Genomic DNA, 19371 nt, shown 5'->3' on the forward strand with positions numbered 1-19371 from the left:
CACCGGTCGTGGGTACTGCAGACTGTATGCAATCTGTTACGGTCGAGGAGACGGTCCCGCCCCGCCGTCTGTGCGTGAGGAGCTCCCCGATGACGCCTTCCCCCTTCCGCCTCCCGACGCCCGCCTGGTCACGGCGGCGAGTTCTCGCTGCTGTGCTCGGCACGGCGATTCCGGCCGCACTGGGAGCCGGCTGCGGCGCCTCGGGTTCTGCGCCCGGCGGAGCGCCAAGCCCAGCAACCCCGCCGGTGGTTGCTGATGGCAACGCAGTGCTGGAGCGACTGCTGGCCGGCAACGCGCGCTTCGTCGCCGCTCAGGAACAGGATCTGGACGAGGGCATCGCCCGCCGGATCGCGGTGAGCAAGGGACAGCACCCGTTCGCGACGATCCTGGGCTGCGTCGACTCCCGGGTGCCGATCGAGCTCGTCTTCGACCAGGGCCTCGGCGATCTGGTCGTCGTACGGAGCGCCGGTCAGGCCCTGGACCACTCGGTCATCGGCAGTGTGGAGTTCGGCGTCGCCGAGCTGCACACCCCGCTCCTGATGGTCCTCGGCCACCAACGGTGCGGCGCCCTCACCGCCGCGATGAACGCCGTCGACTCAGCCCGCCGCACAGCCGACCACGGCGAGATCGACTACGTCGTCGAGGCCCTCACACCGGCGGTCCAGGGCGCCACCGGCAAACCGGGCGACCGACTGACGAACGCGATCCGGACCAACGTCGACCTGACTCTGGCCAAGCTCCGTCAGTCACCTGTGATCGCCCCGCTCGAGAAGGCAGGCAAGGTCGAGCTCGCCGGCGCGTACTACGAGCTCGACACCGGCAAAGTCGTGCTGAGTTGATCAGTCGATCTGGCTGAGGCGGCCGGTGTCGACGTCGTACATGAAGCCGCCCACCAGGATCTCGTCGCCGATCAGGGGGTGTTCGCGGACCGCGGCGACGTCGCGGCGGAGGGCCTCGTGCTGGTCGGGGATGACCGAGATCGGCAGGTAGCCTGCCGGTTTGCCGGCGGCGAGCTCGACCTTGGCGCGCAGATCGTCCTCGGACATCGCGGCCATCGCGCAGCGGGTGTGCGGGATGATCATGATCCGGCGGACGCCGAGCAGCTGCACGCCGAGCACCAGGCCGGTCATCGTGACCTCGGTGACCCGGCCGCCGGCGGACCGCAGGACCTTCGCGTCGCCGGGCTTCAGGCCGAGCATCTCCAGCGGCGGGATCCGCGAGTCCATACAGGTGACCACGCCGATCCCCGCATGGGCGATCCCGTCGAACCCGCCGTAGTGGAAGTCCGCGGCGTACTCGGCGTTGGCGGCGAGCACGTCGTCGAAGCCGCCGCTCATCGCACGGATCCTGACACGGGGGTACCGGCTTGCAGGACAGACATGGCGAATGCTTCCTTTCCGCAGGAGTCAGGTCGGGGTGGATCAGCTGGTGCACTCGTGACCGGCACGGTCCAGGACCGGCCGTCGACGTGCTGGACGGTGACTGTGTCGGCGCGTTCACCGACGACTCGCAACGCGTCCAGGGCGAGCTCCCCGGTGAGTTCACGCACTGCGACCTCGGCGGCCTGGCCGCGCTTGGTCCACGTGGACCGGCCGCGCAACCCGGTCAGCACCGTCCGGCCACGGTCGGCCGCGGCGAGCACCTCGACCGCCGTCTCGACCGTGAGGTGACCGTGCATGGTGCCGGCCGGGAGGTACGTCGCGGTCGGCGCGAACCGGTGCCCGCCGAGGTGATTGGCTTCCCACACCCGCCCCGGTGCCCGCTCGGCCAGCCCGGACACGAGCGGCCGGCCGAGAATCGCGCAGCACTCGTCGCGCTTGCCGTTGGTGCAGACCAGCACGATCGGTTCGTCGACCGGCACCAGCGCGGGCAGTGACGCGGCGACCGCCGCACGGTCACCACGTGCGACCGCGCCGAGGTCGAGGGCCGCGAGCTCGGACGGGTCCGCGACCTGTCCGCCGAGCAGCCAGGTGCTGCCGGGGATCGTCGAGGCCACGAAGACCTGGTGCGACCGCTCGACCGAGTCCGCGTGCCGGCCGGGGGAGCGGATCAGCCCGAAGCGGACGTCGACCTTCTTGCACTTGTCGTCGAAGGATCCACCGAAAGCGGGATCGAGGTGACTCTGCGTCGGCGCTTTCGCGCCCCACGGGCCGGGCTGCTCGACGACGACCCATCCGGTCGCCACCACCGCGGTGCCGGGTAACGGCTCCCGTAGCACCCGACAGTACGTCGAGCACAGATCGGGGCCAGGGGCAGCGGTCACGGCTTTACGGTACGCGACCTGAGACGCCCGTCCCTCATGATGATCATCATGTGTGCGTTGCACCACGCCGGGCGCCAGGCCCGGCGCCGCGCCGGCCGAGCAGCAGGACCCCGAGGACGGCGGCGAGGAACGCGCAGACCGCGGCGCCGGCGAAGATCGCGTGAACTTGTGAAACGGCGGCGTCGCGCAGCGCGTCCACGAACGGCCGGCAGTTGCCGGGGGAGTCCGGGCACAGCTCGTTCGGCGATCTGATGCCCTCGGCAATCGCGTAGTACCGGCGCAGGCCGATGGCGGTAAGGGCCGAGACGCCGACGAGCATCCCGACCATCCGTGCGACCACCACGAGCGCGCTGACCAGTCCGTGGCTGTCGGCGGGCGTCGCGCCGAGCATCGCGGTGTTCACCGGCGACAAGGCCAGCCCGAACCCGAAACCGCAGACGAGCAGGACGACGGTCGCCGGCCAGTGATCGAGCGCCGTACGGCTCCAGAACGCCATCACCACGAACATGGCCCCGGACAGCCCGAGCCCGGCGCCCGTGATCAGCCCGAGCCCGTACCGCCGGGTCAGCCATCCGCCGACGACCGCGCCGACCGGCAGCGCGATCAGGAACCGCAGCAGCACCAGCGCGGCCGCCAACTGTCCGCCGCCCTGGGTCGTGCGAGCGAACACCGGTACGTCGACCAGCGCCGCGATCAACGCGCAGCCGATCAGGAAGCTGACCACCAGCGCACCCCATGCGGGACGACCGCCCAACAACCCACGCGGCACGATCGCAGCCGCCGTACGCCGTTGCCACCAGGCGAAACCGGCCGCGAACACCGCGGCCGCGACGAGCAACCACGGCCCCGCGGGAGACATCAGCTCCCGCTCCGGATCGGCGGTCGCGAACGCCAGCACGACACCGGCCAGTGCGAGCGCGAGCAGCACCGCGCCGACCAGATCGACCTGCGAGAGCACCTCCGCCAAGTGGCCGCGAGCCCGCCGCAGCACGAGGCCGAGCCAGATCAGCGCCAGCACCAGCGTGGCGACTCCGATCGGCGTGAGCAGTCGGGACGTGCCGGTGAACGGTACGAAGGGCAGTCCGAGCGTGACGCCGGAGGCGAGTCGATCAGGCGCGGTGAGCGTCAGGCCGAGAGCGATACAGGCGAGCAGGCCGACCGCCTCCGAGACTCGCGCGCGCCAGCGGCCGCGGAGCAGGAGCGCGAGGACGACGGCGACCACCAGATTCAGCCAGAAGATGTAGCGCCAGTCGGCCACCGCGAGGACGACGGCACCCAGCAGCGGACCCAGCACCGAGCCCAGCTCTTGCACCGCTCCGACGACACCGAGCGGCAACCCGCGCCGCTCCGCCGGCCAGAGGTCGGCGACCAGCGCCAACGTGGCCGGAACCAGCCCGCCACCGCCGACGCCCTGGAGAAACCGACCGGTTACCACCAGGGACAGGTCGTAGGCGCCGGCCGTGATCAAGGACCCGACCGCGAACAGCAACAGCGACCCGACGAGCACAGGGGTGCGCCCGGCGACGTCCGCGATCCGGCCGATCAGCGGCAGAACGGCGATGTACCCGAGCAGGAACCCCGAGATGATCGGCGCCGCCCGCTGCAGCTCGTCGGCCGACAACCCGACCCCGGCCATCATGTCCGGCAGCGCGAGCACGACGACGTACGTGTCCGCCGCCGCGAACGCGACGGCGACCGACGCCAGCGTGAGACGGGTCCTCGCCGTGCTCACGGCGCGGTGATCTCGACCTTCTCGCCGTACTTGTCCAGGGTGACGTCGTAGCTGCTGGTCGCACCGGAGTAGAACGGGCCGGTGATGGTGGCCGAGACCAGTTGCTTGGTGTCCTTGTCGATCTTGAAGGTGCTCGGGAAGTCCTGGTCGGCCGGCGCCTTCGGGAAGATGCCCTGCAGGGACTTGCCCTGGACGGAGCCGGTGACCTCGGTGAGGACCTTCGAGCCCTCGCGGGTCTCGCCCTTCACCTTCGGGTCCTTCAGGCCCGGCAGGACCGCGGTCAGGCCCTTCGCGGGATCGAGCAGGACCGCCGGGTCCGGTGCGCCGAGCCCGGCCAGCTGCGACGGCGTGAGCTCGATGAAGGCCGGCGCGAACGACACCTTCGCGTAGACCTTGCTCCCGACCGCCACCACGTCGGCGTCGATCGGCGAACCGGACGAGCGGACCGTCAGTTTGCCCTTGAACGCCGGTGCGTGCGTCGCGACGCCGTCACCGCTGGCGAGCGTCTGCGCGTTGTCCGGCAGGTCGCGCCCGGTCAGCACGATGTGCACGCTGGAGGCCTCGTCGATGGTCTTCTTGGCGTCCGTCAGCAGCGCGACCGCGTCACCACCGGACTGGCCCCCGCCGCCCGATTCCTTCTTGTCGGTGCAGCCCGCCACCGCGAGTACAACGATCGCGCCGAGCGCGAGCACTCTCTTCACGGACTCAGCCTGCCAGATCGGAAGCGCACGCAGCGATGGGCTGCGCCACGGGCACGCCGGAGCCGTCCCGCCGCATGTCGACAGGCGGCAGCTCCACCGGTGCGCCGCTGCTCGCGCTGGCCTTCACCGGCGCGGTGCCGATGTACCCGAGCAGGAGCCCGTCCTCGCCCTTCAGTAGCCGCTGGCAGCGCACTCCGCCGGTCCCGCGGCCCTTGCCCGGGTACTCGCTGAACGGCGTCACCTTCACCGCGCCGACCTCGGTCCCCGGCAGCGCCGACGACGAGCCGGCGATCGTCACCACCTGTGCCTCGCGGGCAGTGTCGACGGCGCCGAAGAAGACCACCTTCGCCGTCGCTGCGAGCCGGACGCCGGCCATACCGCCCGCGGTCCGACCCTGCGGCCGCACGGCGGACGCCGGGAAGTGCAGCAGTTGGGCGTCCGACGTGATGAAGCAGAGCTCCTCCTCGCCGGTGGTCAGCTCGACCGCCCCGACGACCTGGTCGCCGTCCTTCAGCCCGACGATCTCCCACGAGTCGCGGTTGCTCAGGTGGTCCGGCACGACGCGCTTCACGACGCCGCCCGCGGTCCCGAGCGCGACACCGACCGAGTCCGGATCCATCGTCGTCAGCGCCAGCGCCCGCTCACCCGGCTCCAGCGACACGAACTCCGCGATCGGCGCACCGCCCTGCAGGTTCGGCGCGTTCGCGGTCGTCGGTACGGCGGGCAGGTCGAGCGACTCGAGCCGGATCAACCGGCCGGCGCTGGTGACCAGGCCGTACTGACCGCGGGCGGTGCTCTTCACCGCGGACACGATCGCGTCGTGCTTCGCGCGCGACTCGCTGGAACCGAACGGCTCCACGCCGTTCGTGCGCGCGAGCAGCCCGGTCGAGCTCATCAGGATCCAGCAGGGGTCGTCGCTGACCTCGAGCGGCACGGCGGCCGTCTTGGCCGCACCGGAGGACTCCAGCAGCACGGTCCGGCGCGGCGTCCCGTACGTCTTCGCGACCTCGGCGAGCTCGTCGGAGACCATCTTGCGGAGCAGCTTCGGGTCCTCGATGATCGCGGTCAGCGCCTCGATCTCGCGCTCCAGCTCGCCCTTCTCGGTCTCCAGCTCGAGCTTGGAGAACTTCGTCAGCCGGCGCAGCGGCATGTCCAGGATGTAGTTCGCCTGGATCTCGGACAGGTCGTAGATCTCGATCAGCCGGGACCGCGCCTCGGCCGAGTCCTCGCTGCTGCGGATCACCTGGATGACCTCGTCGATGTCCAGGATCGCGATCAGCAGGCCGTCGACGATGTGCAGCCGGTCCTGGGCCTTCTTCCGGCGGAACTCGCTGCGCCGCCGGGTCACGTCGTACCGGTGCTCGAGGTAGACCTCGAGCAGCTCCTTGAGACCGAGCGTGCGCGGCTGCCCCTCGACCAGGCAGACGTTGTTGACGTGGAACGCGTCCTCGAGCGGGGTCAGCTTGTAGAGCTGCTCGAGCAGCGCCTCCGGGACGAACCCGTTCTTGACCTCGATCACCAGCTGGGTGCCGTGGGTGCGGTCGGTGAGGTCCTTGATGTCGGCGATGCCCTGGAGCTTCTTGCTCTGCACCAGGGTCTTGATCTTCTCGATCACCTTCTCCGGGCCGACCGAGTACGGCAGCTCGGTGACCACGATGCCCTTGCGGCGCGGGGTGACGTTCTCGATCCGGGCGGTGGCGCGCATCTTGAAGCTGCCGCGGCCGCTCGCGTAGGCGTCCTTGATGCCTTCCAGGCCGACGATCTTGCCGCCGGTCGGCAGGTCCGGCCCGGGGACGAACCGCATCAGGTCGTCGAGGTCGGCCTCCGGCGTCTTGATCAGGTGCCGCAGCGCCTGGATCACCTCCACCAGGTTGTGCGGGGCCATGTTGGTGGCCATCCCGACCGCGATCCCGGCGGCGCCGTTGACGAGCAGGTTCGGGAAGGCGGCCGGCAGTACGTACGGCTCGGTCTCCTGGCCGTCGTAGTTCGGCTTGAAGTCGACGACGTCCTCGTCCAGCCCGGTCGTCATCGCCATCGCGGGCGGCGCCATCCGGCATTCCGTGTAGCGCATGGCCGCCGGACCATCGTCCAGACTTCCAAAGTTGCCATGTCCGTCGATGAGGGGAACGCGCATGGACCATGGTTGCGCGGTCCGGACCAGGGCGTCGTAGATCGCGCCGTCGCCGTGCGGGTGGTACTTACCCATCACCTCGCCGACGACGCGGGCCGACTTCACGTGGCCGCGGTCGGGGCGGATGTTGTTCTCCGCCATCGAGAACAGGATCCGCCGCTGGACCGGCTTCAGCCCGTCCCGCGCGTCCGGCAGCGCCCGGGAGTAGATCACCGAGTAGGCGTACTCCAGGTAGCTGGTGCGCATCTCGTCGGAGACGTCGATGTCGAGGATGTGCTCCTCGAAGTCCTCGGGTTCGGCGGTGCTGGTACGGCGTGCCATACGGGTCTACGAACTCCTCGATCAAGCGGTCCGGCGCCGCGACGGTCGGCGCCGTGCCCATTGTCCCTGGTGAACGGCGATTTGCCCGGCCACGACCCGCCCGGCGTCCGATCTCCGCCCGCTGAGCGGTCTGGTCCAGAAATTACTCGACCGCGGCAGCGGGCTGGGAGCGGCGCAGGATGTACGTCGTCGGGGCCAGAGCGGACCCTACCGCCAGGGTCAGACAAAGCGCGCCGATCCCCAGCAGCACGCCCCACGGGACCGTGACGGGTACGTCGGCCACGCCCGCCGTCATCGCGTGCCGGATCAGGATCCCGACGGCGACCGTGATCGCGGTCCCGAGACTCAGCGCGACCGCGCCGACCAGGGCGGACTCCCAGAGCACCATCCGCCGGATCTGCGCCGGCGTCGCTCCGAGCAACCGGGACGTGACGAATTCCTGCCGGCGCTGCAGGCTCCCCATGAGCAGCGTGTTGGCGATCGCGATGGCGCTGTAGAGCGCGGCCGGGCCGAGGAGCATGACCAGCCCGAGCTGGTTTCCTTTCCGTACGCCGACCGCCTGGTCCGCCTCCCAGCCGGTCGCCAGCTGCGCGCCGGGGATGCGCCGTACGAGCTCGGCGGGGTCGGTGCCGTCGGCCGGCAGCACGAAGCTGCGCTCGACCTGCGCGGCCGGTGAGTGCTGACGCGCGACGTCGAGCGGGATCAGGAACGACGGGTTCACGCCGAACGCGTCCTTCACGACCGCGACCACCCGCAGCTTGACCGCCGCCCGGTCCAGGAACACCACCGAGACCTCGTCCCCGACCCGATACCCCTCGAACCCCGACATCTCCTTGCTGACGGCAACGGTGTTGCCGGAGAGCTTCCCGAGGTCACCGGACAGCACACGCAGATCCCGCGCCTGCGAGGCGATCGCCGGATCGATCCCTTCCGCGTCCTCCAGCTGCGCGTAATCCACCGCAACTCGCACCAGCTGAACAGGCAGCCCGGCATCCACCGCCTTCAGCCCGGGGCCGTCAGCAGGTGGCGCTCCGGTGACCACGATCGGGGCGCGAACAGCATCACGGATCGTCGCCTCGGCACTGTCCGCGGCGAAGCTCAGGCTGAGCACCATCGAGCCGGCGATCGCTGAGATCGCCAGGATGGGGGCGGCCAGGGAGGCGCTCCGGCGCGGTGCGGCCAGCACGTTGCTGCGCGCCAACCGGCCGGACACCTGGGTCCACGCCACGACGGGGACTGCCCAAAGGCGCGCCACAGGCGGCACGACGAGGGGTGCGAGGAGCGTCAGCGCGATCACCAGCACCATCGGCGTGAACATCGCGAGCGGTACGGCGCCCTCGCCGCTCGACGGCCGGATCAGCGTCAGCATCGCGATCGCGCCGGCCAGGAACACCACCCCGAACACGATCCGCACCGGCCCGATCCGCGGCGGCTCCAGCGCGGCCTCGCGGAGCGCGTCGACCGGTGCGACCCGCGCGGCCCGCCGCGCGGCCGAACGGGCGCCGAGCATGGCAACGAGCAACCCGGCCCCGACTGCGATGGCGAGCGGAACCCAGGGCGACGCCGGTTCCAGTTTCACCGGCGCGAGCTCGGTGTACGACGCCTTGCGCAGCAGCAACGGCGTCGCGAGCTGGGCGAAGAACGCCCCGGTGAGCGAAGCGACGAGCGCGACGACGAGTGCCTCGCCGAGCACCATCCGCCGGATCTGCCGCGGCGTCGCGCCGATCAGCCGCAGCAGCCCGAGCTCGCGCCGCCGCGACGCGACGGCGAACGCGAACGTGCTGGCGATCACGAAGATCGTGATGAACCCGCAGAGCGTCCCGACCATGCTGAGCAGGGTCTGCAGACCGGACACGTCCGCGTCGGACAGCGGCACCTTGACCCGCTCGGGCGGCGTACCGTCGCCGCCGAGCGTGGTGACGGCGATACTCGCCGAGGCGGGTCCGTGGTACGCGATCGTCGCGGCCGTCGCGGTCGCGGCCAGCCCGAGCAGGAACACCCCGACCGCCAGCGCGACGAACGATCCGGCGTACAGCGACCAGTTCCGGCGGACGGTCTGCCGGCTGAGCGAGAACATCACCGCTCCAGCTCGCTCATCGCCGCCGCGATCTGCGCGGGCGTGGCACGGTCGAGGTGGCCGGCGAGGAGTCCGTCGGACAGGAACAGCACCCGCTCGGCGTACGCCGCCGCGACCGGGTCGTGGGTGACCATCACGACGGTCTGCCCGGCTCGGTCGGTTGCCTCTCTCAACAGTCCGAGGACCTGGCGGCTGGTGCCGCTGTCGAGCGCGCCGGTCGGCTCGTCGGCGAAGAACACCGACGGCCGGGTGATCAGCGCCCGCGCGATCGCGACCCGCTGCTGCTGCCCGCCGGACAACTCGGCCGGCCGCCGCTTCGCCTTCCCGTCCAGACCGACCTGCTCCAGCACACGCAGTACGTCGCTGCGCGCCGGGCGACGACCGGTGAGCCGCAGCGGCAGCGCCACGTTGTCGTACACGGTCAGCGACGGCAGCAGGTTGTACGCCTGGAACACGAACCCCATCTCGGCCCGGCGCAGCTTCGTGAGCTCGACCTCGTTCAGCCCGAGCAGGGTGACTCCGTTGAGCACGACGGTCCCCGTGGTCGGCTGGTCGAGCCCCGCCGCGCACTGCAGCAGCGTCGACTTGCCGGAGCCCGACGGGCCCATCACCGCGGTGAACGAGCCCCGCGCGAAGTGATAGGTCACCCCGCGCAGCGCGTCGACCGCTCCGGCCTTGGAACGGTACGTCTTGGTGATTCCGTCCAGCACCAGAGCAGGCGGCTCGATCGGCGCGGCGGAGGTGTACATGGGCGCGGTAGCGGTCATGGTGCCAGCCAACCGCCGTACGACGGTTCGCGCCCTGGCCTGCGCGGGAGACCTGGAGTAGCGCGCACGCTACCGCCCGGCGGACGGCCGCCGCCCTAGGGTTGAGGCATGACCGTGTGGGCCGCGTTGGCGTCGCCGCGCTACCTGATCTCCTCGTGGCCCTGGCGGAGCTATGCGTACCTGTTCACGTCCGTGCCGATGGGTGTGGTGTCGATCGTGGTCCTGGTCGGGCTGGCCGGGCTGAGCGCGCTGCTGAGCCCGATCCTGATCGGGATCCTGATGCTGACGGCGTTCCCGCTGATCGGCGCGGCGATCGGCTCGGTGGAGCGGCGGCGCGCCGGGCTGATGCTGATCGACGGCATCAAGAGCCCGCACGCGAAGCTGCCGGCCGGGCTGACGGCCCGCGCGAAGCTGACGTTCCGCAGGCGCGAGCAGGCGTCGATGCGGGCGCTGGGGTACGGCTTCGTGCTCGGCACCGTCGTCTGGCCGCTGAGTGCCCTCTTCGCCGGGATCAGCGCGACCGTGCTGGTGACGACGCTCGCGGCGCCGGTCATCGCCGACGGGGACCAGATGGGGATGGGGCCGTGGACGATGGACACGGCGCGGGAAGGGCTGCTGTTCCTGCTGCTGTTCGGACCGGTGTTCTACGTCGTCAGCTCGTACCTGATCGGGGTCGTCGCGGGCGCCCAGGCGTCCCTCGCGAAGGCCATGCTCGGCCCGCGGCAGGAAGAGCTGCAACGCAATCTCGCCGAGCTGCGCCGTTCCCGGCTGGATCTGGTCGACGCGTTCGAGACCGAGCGGGTGCGGATCGAGCGGCACCTGCACGACGGCGTCCAGCAGCGGCTGGTCGGGCTCACCATGACGCTGGGCCTGGCCGAGCTGGACCTGCCGGACGGCGAGGGGCGGCGACTGGTGATGAAGGCGCACGCCGAGGCGGAGGCGGCGCTGGCGGACCTGCGGGCCGCGGTCCGGGGCATTCATCCGCGGGTGCTGGTGGATCACGGGCTCGAGGCTGCCGTCCAGGAGGTGGCCGACCGGATGCCGCTGCCGGTCACGCTGCAGCTGTCGATCCCGGCGCGCCTGCCGGGCCCGATCGAGGCCGCGGCGTACTTCGTCGTCAGCGAAGCACTGGCGAACGTCGCGAAGCACGCCCGGGCGTCCACGTGCGAAGTGTCCGGCCGGGTGGACGGCGACCGGCTCGTCATCACGATCCAGGACAACGGCGTCGGGGGTGCGCGACTCGGCGCCGGGACCGGTCTGACCGGGCTCGTGACCCGCTTGGACGCCCTGGGAGGCACACTCGACGTCGACAGCCCACCCGGTGGGCCGACCCGACTGCGAATGGAGTGCCCGTGCCGACTCGGCGACTGAGCATCGTGCTGGCCGAAGACTCGCTGCTCCTTCGCGAGGGCCTGGCCAGCATCCTGGATCGCGCCGGCCACGAGGTACGGGACACCGTGGGGGACGCGGACACCCTGCTGGCAGTCGTCCGCAAGGATCCGCCCGACGTCGTGATCACCGACGTACGGATGCCGCCCGGGCACAGCGACGAAGGGCTGCGCGCGGCCGCGGCGATCCGGGCCGAGCTCCCCGCGATCGGCATCCTGGTGCTCTCGCAGTACGTCGCCGACGCCTACCTCTCGTCGTTGCTCGAGACAACGACCGGCGGCATCGGGTACCTGCTGAAGGACCGGGTCGGCCATGTCGCGGAGTTCCTCGAGTCGCTGGACCGGGTCGCGGACGGCGGAACCGTGGTCGATCCCGAGGTGGTCCGGCAGCTGCTGGCCCGGCGGCGCAACGACGGGCCGCTGTCGGCGCTCACACCGCGCGAGCTGGAGGTGCTCGCGCTGATGGCCGAGGGGCGGGTGAACGCGTCGATCGCCGAGCAGCTCGTGGTGAGCGAGGCCGCCGTCCGCAAACACGTCGGCAACATCTTCGCGAAGCTGCAGCTGGATGATGGACTGGACCGGCGCGTGTCCGCGGTACTGACTTACCTGAGGGGCTAGTGATGGACGAGGCGATCCGCAGGATCCTGGCCGAGTGCGACACCTGGGCCGTGGTCGGGCTCTCGAACAACACCAGCCGGGCGGCGTACGGCGTGGCGCGGTTCCTGCAGGGGCACGGGAAGCGGATCGTGCCGGTGCATCCCGCCGCGGAGACGGTCCACGGCGAGCAGGGGTACGCGACCCTCGCGGAGATCCCGTTCGCGGTGGACTGTGTGGACGTGTTCGTGCGCTCCGAGCTGGCCGGGGCGATCGCGGACCAGACGGTGGGAATCAACGCCCGGGCGGTGTGGTTCCAGCTCGATGTAGTGGATCAGGACGCCTACGCACGGACGACGGCCGCGGGTCTCATGATGGTGATGGATCACTGCCCGGCGATCGAGTGGGGCCGTCTCGGACCGACCTCCTGAAGGGTACCGATGTTCACGATCGACACCTCTACCGGGTTCGGCCGGCGGATCGCGCGGCAGTTGGGTGACGAGCGGGTGATCTGGCTGACCACCGTGGCTCCGTCGGGGACGCCGGCGCCGACACCGGTGTGGTTCCTCTGGCACGACGACGAGCTGCTGATCAGCAGTCAGCCCGGCACGGCGAAGCTGCGCAACATCGCCGCCCATCCGCAGGTCGCGGTGCACTTCAACGCGACGCACACCGGGGGAGACGTGGGCGTGATCTCCGGGACGGCGGTGATCGAGACGGACCCGATCGACGGCGCGGCGCTGACGGCGTACAACACGAAGTACGCCGCGGACATCGCCGGCCTCGGAATGACTCCGGACCAGTTCCACCAGGACTACTCGGTGCTGGTCCGGATCACTCCCGGGAAACTGAGGGGTTTCTAGTTCAGGTAGCCCTCGACGGTGTCGCTCGAACGGGCCTGCGCGTCGTCGGGGTTCTCGCCGAACTCGCGCTTGGCGCGGCGCTGGCGGAGCAGGTCCCAGCACTGGTCCAGCTCGACCTCGAGCGCCCGGAGCCGGGTCTGCTCGTCGGAGTTGTCGACCTGTCCCGCGGCGTGCTTGGAGCGCAGCTCGTGCTCCTCCGACACCAGCTCGTCGATCCGGCTGAAGATGCTCTTGTCGTCGTTCATGAGGAAACCGTACGCCCGTCCGGAAGGGCCGAGCGTGACAGCAGCTCGGTGAGCACCAGGATCGCCAGCGCCTCGGCGGCCACCAGCCCGATCAGAACGACCAGCTGGAGCGCGGCCGCCTGCGTCGGTGAGGCGCCGCCGAGGACCATGCCGACGAACGCGCCGGGCAGCGTGACGAGGCCGACCGTCCGGGTCTGGTCGAGCGCGGGCAGCAACGCGTCACCCGCGACCGGCCCGGCGACGAGCTTGAACGCGTCGGGCTGCAGCAGCCCGATCGACAGTCCCGCCTCGAACTCGCCGTAGCGGTTGCGGTACTCGCTGAGCACCCGGCGGCCGGCGAGGGTGGTCGCGGTCATCGCCCCGCCGACGATGATCCCGCCCATCGGCAGGATGCTTGCCGGGTTCCGCGGGACGACACCGGGCAGGATCAGGAGCAGCAGTACGACGAACGCGCCGCCGCCGATCGACGCCGCACAGTACGCCCACTGGCGGGGGACGCGCACGGTGTGCTGGATCCGCCGGGTGCTCGTCACCGTCGCGACCACGAACATCAGCAGGACGAACGCGATCGCGCCGAGGGTGTGCTGCAGTGCGACCCCGACGACGGCCCCGACCGCGGCGAGCTGCACGACAGCGCGCAACGCCGCCGTGACGATGCCCTTGTCGTGCCGGAGCCCGGCGTACCGCGACGCCCCGACGCCGAGCGCGATCAGCAGCGGCAGGACGACGACGGCGGCCCAGCCGAGTCCGGTGTGAAAGGACACTTACCGGAAGTCGGACTCGTCGTACGTCTGGCCGCCGGTCCCGCTCTCCACCTTCGCCGCCTCGTCCGCGCGCAACTCGACCCGGCGGATCTTGCCTGAGATCGTCTTCGGCAGCTCGGCGAACTCGAGCCGCCGGATCCGCTTGTACGGCGCCAGGTGCTCGCGGCAGAACGCGAGGATCTCCCCGGCCAGCTCCCGGGACGGCTCGTGCCCGGCCGCGAGCACGACGTACGCCTTCGGTACGGCGAGGCGCACCGGGTCGGGCGACGGCACGACAGCGGCCTCGGCGACCGCCGGGTGCTCGATCAGCACCGACTCCAGCTCGAACGGCGAGATGCGGTAGTCGCTGGCCTTGAACACGTCGTCGGAGCGGCCGACGTAGGTGATGTAGCCGTCCTCGTCCCGGCTCGCGACGTCGCCGGTGTGGTAGTACCCGTTCCGCATCACCTCAGCGGTCATCGCGTCGGCGTCCCGATAGCCGCGCATCAGCGGGACCGGCGGGGGCGCCAGCTCGATGCAGATCTCGCCGTCGTCGCCGATCTCGTCGGTCGCCGGGTCGATCAGCGCGATGCTGTACCCGGGCAGCGGGCGGCCCATCGAGCCGAGCTTCACCGGCTGGCCGGGCGGGTTGCCGATCTGCGCGGTCGTCTCGGTCTGGCCGTACCCGTCCCGGATCGTGACTCCCCAGGCGGCCCGCACCTGCTCGATCACCTCGGGGTTCAGCGGCTCGCCCGCCGAGATGCACTCGCGGATCTGGACCTCGACCGCGGACAGGTCCGCCTGGATCAGCATCCGCCACACCGTCGGCGGTGCGCAGAACGTGGTGACGACGTACTCCTGCAGCACCTGCAGCATCTTCTCGGCATCGAACCGCGTGTAGTTGTAGAGGAAGACGGTGGCGCCGGCGTTCCATGGGGCGAACACGTTGCTCCACGAGTGCTTCGCCCAGCCGGGCGACGACACGTTCAGGTGGACGTCGCCGGGCTGCAGACCGATCCAGTACATCGTCGAGAGATGACCGACCGGGTAGCTGACCTGCGTGTGCTCGACCAGCTTCGGCTGACTCGTCGTCCCGGACGTGAAGTACAGCAGCAGCGAGTCGTCGGCCGCGGTGTCGACCGATGGGACCGGGCCGTCGTAGGTCAGCGAGTCGGCGTAGTGCAGCCACCCCTGGGCGGGCTCGCCGACGGCTACCCGGATGCAGTGGTCCGCGATCCCGGCGTACCGGTCGGCGTCGGCGCCGCTGGTGACGACGGCGCGGACGTTGCCGCGGGTGATCCGGTCCGCGAGGTCGGCGTCGGTGAGCAGCGTGGTCGCGGGGATCATGCCGGCCCCCGCCCGGATGCAGCCGAGCATGGTCTCCCACAGCTCGACCTGGTTGCCCAGCACGATGAGTACGCGGTCGCCCGGCCGCAAGCCGGCCTCGGTCAGCCAGCCGGCCACCTGGCGGGACCGCTCGGCCATCTCGGCGTACGTCCGCCGGTTGACCTCGCCGTCCTCCTCGACGATCGTCAGCGCCGCCACCTCGGGCTGCTCGACGGCGAGCGCGTCGAACCAGTCGCGCGCCCAGTTGAACCGCTCGAACACCGGCCACCGGAAGTCCCGGTACGCCGTCTCGTAGTCGTCGCGATGCGCCACCAGGAAGTCCCGCGCGGCCCGGAACTCCCGGGTGACCTCCGAAGTGCTCTGCTCCGTCGCCATGAGTCGCACACTACCCATTCAGCGCGAGAACGGCGCCGGTCACCACGAGTGGCGTGAGGATCAGTCCGCGCCACAGGAACGACCACCAGGAGATGTCGACCCGGGCGGCGTCACAGCGTGCCCGCCACAGGAGCGTGGCGAGCGATCCCCACAGGGTCAGCAGGCAGCCGCAGTTGACGCCGATGAGCAGTGCGAGCATGCGGTGCGGGCTGTCCGAGGCGACCGGCTCCATGGCGAGGTACGCCGGGAGGTTGTCGAAGAGGTTCGCACCGAGGGCGGCGGTCGCGCTCAGCCGCAGCTCGGAGGTGGTCCCGGCGATGCGGCGCAGGATGTCCTCGAGCCCGTGCGAACTCAGGAAGCCGACGACGGTGAACAGCACCACGACGGTGCCGACGAGCTTGAACGGGATCAGCGACCACCTGAGCACGCTGCGCCGCCGAACCGCAAAGAGCACGACGAGGACGACCGCCCCGATACTCGCCGGCCACGCGACCTCGATACCCGAGACGAACGCCGGGCCGAGCAGCACACAGACGGCCGCGGAGCCCCAGAACAGGACCTTGTCGTCGACCGCGGGCGTCGGCGGGACGAGGTACCGGCGTGGGAGGTCGCGGTGGAACAGCACCGCGAGCACCGCGACGGTGATCACGATCGCCGCGATCGCCGGACGCCAGCTCACCGACAGGTAGCTGACGTCGAGGCGGCGGAACGGATGCAAGGCGAGCAGGTTCGTGAGGTTGGACACCGGCAGCAGGAGCGACGCCGTCCCGGCCAGCCAGACGGTCGTGAACGCGAAGAGCTTCGGCGGGACGTCGAGCTGGCGGGCCATCGAGAGCACGACCGGTGTCAGCAGCACCGCGCAGGTGTCGAGCGACAGCACGATCGTGAGGCCGGTGGCGAGCGCGACGACGAGCAGCCAGAGCCGCCACACCCGGCCGCGCGCCAGGTGCGCCGCCTCGCGGGCCGCGACGTCGAAGACCTTGGCCTGGTCGGCCAGCTCGGCGATGACGGTCACCGCGATCAGGAACACCAGCACGGGCGCGATCCGCTCGACCAAATTCATCACCTCCACCGGGTGGGTTTGAGTACGCTTGCCAGGTGCCGGACCAGTATGACCAGCAGCTGCCGGACGGCTATCCGGCGGAGTACGAGGCCGACGTCGTCCTGCGGGACGGCGCGACCGCGCACCTGCGCCCGATCGCCCCGGCCGATGCGGGCCTGCTGGTGGCGTTCTACGCCCGGGTGTCCGAACAGTCGAAGTACTACCGCTTCTTCGCCCCGTATCCCGAACTGTCCGAGCGGGATGTGGCGAGGTTCACGCAGGTCGACTACCACCAGCGCCTGGCGCTGATCGTGACCGTCGGTGACGAGATGATCGGCGTCGGCCGCTACGAGGGCACCGGCCGCCGGACGGCGGAGGTCGCGTTCCTGATCGAGGACGCGCACCAGGGCCGCGGGCTCGGCCAGCTGCTCCTCGAGCACCTCGCCCAGGCCGCCCGCGAGAACGGCATCCACCGCTTCGTCGCCGAGGTGCTGCCCGACAACCGGAAGATGATCACGGTCTTCACCGAGGCCGGCTACAAGGTCGCGCGCGAGTTCGAGGACGGCGTGATCATGGTCGAGTTCGACATCGCGCCGACCGACACGTCGTTCGGGGTGATGCAGGCCCGCGAGCAGCGCTCGGAGGCGTTGTCGATCGCTCGGCTGCTGACGCCGCAGAGCGTCGCGGTGATCGGCGCGAGCCGCCGCGAGGGCACGATCGGCAACGCGCTGCTGCGCAACCTGCGCGACGGCGGGTTCCCGGGCCGGTTGTACGCCGTCAACACTGACACCAAGGCAGCCGAGATCGAAGGCGTGCCGGCTTATCCGACGATCCGGGAGGTCGACGGCACCGTCGACCTTGCGGTGGTCGCGGTCAAGGCGGAGATGGTCGCGGACGTCGTTCTGGACTGTGCCGCCAAGGGTGTCCGCGGGCTGGTCGTGGTCTCGAGCGGATTCGCCGAGATCGGCGACGAGGGGCGCAAACGGCAGCGGTACCTGGTCGGCCTCGCCCGCTCGTACGGCATGCGGGTGATCGGGCCGAACGCGCTCGGGCTGATCAACACCGCGAGCGGCGTCTCGCTGAACGCGACGCTGTCACCGCTGATGCCGAGCAAGGGCCGGGTGGCGTTCTTCTGCCAGTCCGGCGCGCTCGGCGTACCGATCCTGGCGGACATGGTCGGTCGTGGCCTCGGCCTGTCGAGCTTCGTCTCGGCCGGCAACCGGGCCGACGTGTCGGGCAACGACCTGATGCAGTTCTGGTACTCCGACGAGGCCACCGAGGTCGTCCTGCTGTACCTGGAGTCGCTCGGCAACCCGCGCAAGTTCAGCCGGGTGTCCCGGCGGCTCGCCGGCCGCAAGCCGGTGATCGCGCTGAAGTCGGGCCGCGCGACCCAGGGTGTGCCGGTCGGGCAGCTGGTCAGGCGCAGCCAGTTGCCGCCGGCCACGATCGAGTCGATGTTCCGGCAGAGCGGCCTGATCGGGGTGGACACCACCGGCGAGCTGTTCGACGTCGCCCAGCTGCTCGCGCACCAGCCGCTGCCGAAGGGCCGCGGGGTCGCGATCGTCTCGAACTCCGACGCGCTGACCCTGCTCGCGCTCGACACCATGGCCGGCTGCGGCCTGGACGTGGCGGGCGAGCCGCGGAACCTGAGCCCCGACGCGACCGCGTCGGACTTCGGGCTCGCGCTGTCGGAGGTCTTCGCCGATGACAAGGTGCACTCGGTCGTGGTGATCTACACGCCGCCGGTGCAGTCGAACGGCGGCGAGGTCGCACAGGTGCTCGCCGCGGCCGCCGCGGGCTCGGACAAGCCCGTGGTGTCGACGTTCCTCGCCTCCCGCAGCGTGCCCGAACAGCTGCGGGTGCCGGACGAGGACGGCGGCGCGGCCCGCGGCTCGATCCCGTCGTTCCTCAACCCGCAGTACGCCGTCGGCGCGCTCGCGAAGGCGACCCAGTACGCCGAGTGGCGGCGGCGCTCGGACAGCCGGATCCCGGACCTGCCGGACATCGACACCGCCGGGGGAGAGGACTTCGTCGCGGAGTTCCTGCAGCGGCACCCGGGCGGCGCGGACCTCGATGACGCCGATCGGCAGCGGCTGCTGAGCTTCTACGGCATTTCGGTGCTGCCGGCGTTCCCGGTGCTGAGCGCCGACGAGGCGGTCGACCGGGCCGCGGACCTCGGGTTCGAGGTGATCCTGAAGGCGACCGCGGAGCAGTGGCGGATGCGGCCGGACCTCGCCGACATCTGGCGGCACATCCACGACGAGGACGACATGCGCGCGGCGTGGGCCGAGATGACCCACACCTTCGGGGTCGCGTCGGACCCGGGGCGGGCGCAGTTCGTCGTCCAGAAGATGGCGCCGCCCGGCGTGCCGGTGGTGATCTCGACGATCGAGGACGTGTCGTTCGGGCCGGTCGTCACGTTCGGCCTGTCCGGCGTGGCCACCGACCTGCTCGGCGACCGCTCGTACCGGATGCCGCCGCTGACCACGCGGGACGCGGCCGAGATGGTCCGCGAGGTCAAGGCGGCCCCCCTGCTGTACGGCTACCGCGGCTCCGACCCGGTGGACATCTCCGCCATCGAGAACCTCCTGCACCGCGTCTCCAGGCTCACCCTCGACCTCGAGGAGGTGGTCCGCCTCGACCTCCGCTCGGTCCTGGTCTCCGCCCAGGGCGCCACCGTGCTGGACACGAGAGTCCGCATCGCCCCGAACGAAAAGCCCAGGCAAGACACGCCCGCCCGCCGCCTCACCTGATGTGGCAGCTCGACAGGACGTGTCCGGCC

At 70.7% G+C, this 19371-nt stretch carries 17 protein-coding genes; 6 read left to right on the forward strand and 11 right to left on the reverse strand.

The window, feature by feature from the left end:
* Positions 1–89: 89 nt before the first annotated feature.
* Positions 90–839: a carbonic anhydrase gene (locus AB0L64_RS31065; RefSeq protein WP_363715843.1), complete on the forward strand. Its 750-nt coding sequence runs from the start codon at positions 90–92 to the stop codon at positions 837–839.
* On the opposite strand, the gene AB0L64_RS31070 is transcribed toward AB0L64_RS31065, so the two are convergent.
* The 7 genes from AB0L64_RS31070 to AB0L64_RS31100 all read right to left on the reverse strand — a co-directional run bounded on the left by AB0L64_RS31070 (position 840) and on the right by AB0L64_RS31100 (position 9992).
* Positions 840–1337 carry a carbonic anhydrase gene (locus AB0L64_RS31070; protein WP_363715844.1) on the reverse strand — a complete coding sequence of 166 codons (498 nt, stop codon included), beginning with the start codon at positions 1335–1337 and terminating at the stop codon, positions 840–842. It lies immediately after the preceding gene.
* Complete coding sequence (locus tag AB0L64_RS31075; protein ID WP_363715846.1) at positions 1334–2263, reverse strand: sucrase ferredoxin; 930 nt, start codon at positions 2261–2263, stop codon at positions 1334–1336. Before AB0L64_RS31075 ends, AB0L64_RS31070 begins: the two co-directional genes overlap by 4 nt.
* A gap of 46 nt (positions 2264–2309) precedes the next feature.
* The gene (locus AB0L64_RS31080) at positions 2310–3995 is read right to left on the reverse strand and encodes an MFS transporter (protein WP_363715848.1); all 1686 of its coding nucleotides are present in this window, start codon (positions 3993–3995) and stop codon (positions 2310–2312) included.
* Positions 3992–4696 (reverse strand): LppX_LprAFG lipoprotein, encoded by a 705-nt coding sequence (locus AB0L64_RS31085; RefSeq protein WP_363715850.1) that lies wholly within the window; start codon positions 4694–4696, stop codon positions 3992–3994. Before AB0L64_RS31085 ends, AB0L64_RS31080 begins: the two co-directional genes overlap by 4 nt.
* Before the next feature lie 4 nt (positions 4697–4700).
* On the reverse strand, positions 4701–7148 hold the full coding sequence (locus AB0L64_RS31090; RefSeq protein WP_363715852.1) for a DNA topoisomerase IV subunit A: 2448 nt from the start codon (positions 7146–7148) through the stop codon (positions 4701–4703).
* A 142-nt stretch (positions 7149–7290) separates the two neighbouring features.
* Complete coding sequence (locus AB0L64_RS31095) at positions 7291–9225, reverse strand: FtsX-like permease family protein (RefSeq protein ID WP_363715854.1); 1935 nt, start codon at positions 9223–9225, stop codon at positions 7291–7293.
* Complete coding sequence (locus tag AB0L64_RS31100) at positions 9225–9992, reverse strand: ABC transporter ATP-binding protein (RefSeq protein WP_363715856.1); 768 nt, start codon at positions 9990–9992, stop codon at positions 9225–9227. Before AB0L64_RS31100 ends, AB0L64_RS31095 begins: the two co-directional genes overlap by 1 nt.
* 108 nt (positions 9993–10100) lie before the next feature.
* Here AB0L64_RS31100 and AB0L64_RS31105 point away from each other — a divergent pair, with 108 nt between their 5' ends.
* The 4 genes from AB0L64_RS31105 to AB0L64_RS31120 are packed head-to-tail and all read left to right on the forward strand — an operon-like array spanning position 10101 to position 12837.
* The gene (locus AB0L64_RS31105) at positions 10101–11363 is read left to right on the forward strand and encodes a sensor domain-containing protein (protein WP_363715858.1); all 1263 of its coding nucleotides are present in this window, start codon (positions 10101–10103) and stop codon (positions 11361–11363) included.
* A complete protein-coding gene (locus AB0L64_RS31110; RefSeq protein ID WP_363715860.1) occupies positions 11345–11998 on the forward strand; it encodes a response regulator transcription factor in 654 nt (217 codons plus the stop codon). The genes AB0L64_RS31105 and AB0L64_RS31110 overlap by 19 nt, the downstream gene beginning before the upstream one ends.
* Positions 11999–12000: 2 nt before the next feature.
* Positions 12001–12405: a CoA-binding protein gene (locus AB0L64_RS31115; protein ID WP_363715862.1), complete on the forward strand. Its 405-nt coding sequence runs from the start codon at positions 12001–12003 to the stop codon at positions 12403–12405.
* Positions 12406–12414: 9 nt separating this feature from the next.
* A complete protein-coding gene (locus tag AB0L64_RS31120; protein WP_363715864.1) occupies positions 12415–12837 on the forward strand; it encodes a TIGR03667 family PPOX class F420-dependent oxidoreductase in 423 nt (140 codons plus the stop codon).
* Here the strand turns inward: AB0L64_RS31120 and AB0L64_RS31125 are convergent.
* Genes AB0L64_RS31125 through AB0L64_RS31140 form a run of 4 tightly spaced genes read right to left on the reverse strand, consistent with a single transcriptional unit; the run spans position 12834 to position 16610 of the window.
* A complete protein-coding gene (locus tag AB0L64_RS31125; RefSeq protein WP_363715866.1) occupies positions 12834–13082 on the reverse strand; it encodes a DUF2630 family protein in 249 nt (82 codons plus the stop codon). The two genes, AB0L64_RS31120 and AB0L64_RS31125, sit on opposite strands and share 4 nt — an antisense overlap.
* Positions 13079–13846: an ABC transporter permease gene (locus AB0L64_RS31130; RefSeq protein WP_363715868.1), complete on the reverse strand. Its 768-nt coding sequence runs from the start codon at positions 13844–13846 to the stop codon at positions 13079–13081. The genes AB0L64_RS31125 and AB0L64_RS31130 overlap by 4 nt, the downstream gene beginning before the upstream one ends.
* Complete coding sequence (locus tag AB0L64_RS31135) at positions 13847–15547, reverse strand: AMP-binding protein (RefSeq protein WP_363715870.1); 1701 nt, start codon at positions 15545–15547, stop codon at positions 13847–13849.
* A 10-nt stretch (positions 15548–15557) separates the two neighbouring features.
* Entirely contained in the window at positions 15558–16610 is a 1053-nt protein-coding gene (locus tag AB0L64_RS31140) for an SLC13 family permease (RefSeq protein ID WP_363715872.1), read from the reverse strand.
* Between the two features lie 35 nt (positions 16611–16645).
* On the opposite strand from AB0L64_RS31140, the gene AB0L64_RS31145 reads away from it, so the two are divergent.
* Entirely contained in the window at positions 16646–19342 is a 2697-nt protein-coding gene (locus AB0L64_RS31145; RefSeq protein ID WP_363715874.1) for a GNAT family N-acetyltransferase, read from the forward strand.
* Positions 19343–19371 lie beyond the last annotated feature (29 nt).

The sequence above is a fragment of the Kribbella sp. NPDC051936 genome, from assembly GCF_040680955.1.
Classification (GTDB): Bacteria; Actinomycetota; Actinomycetes; order Propionibacteriales; family Kribbellaceae; genus Kribbella.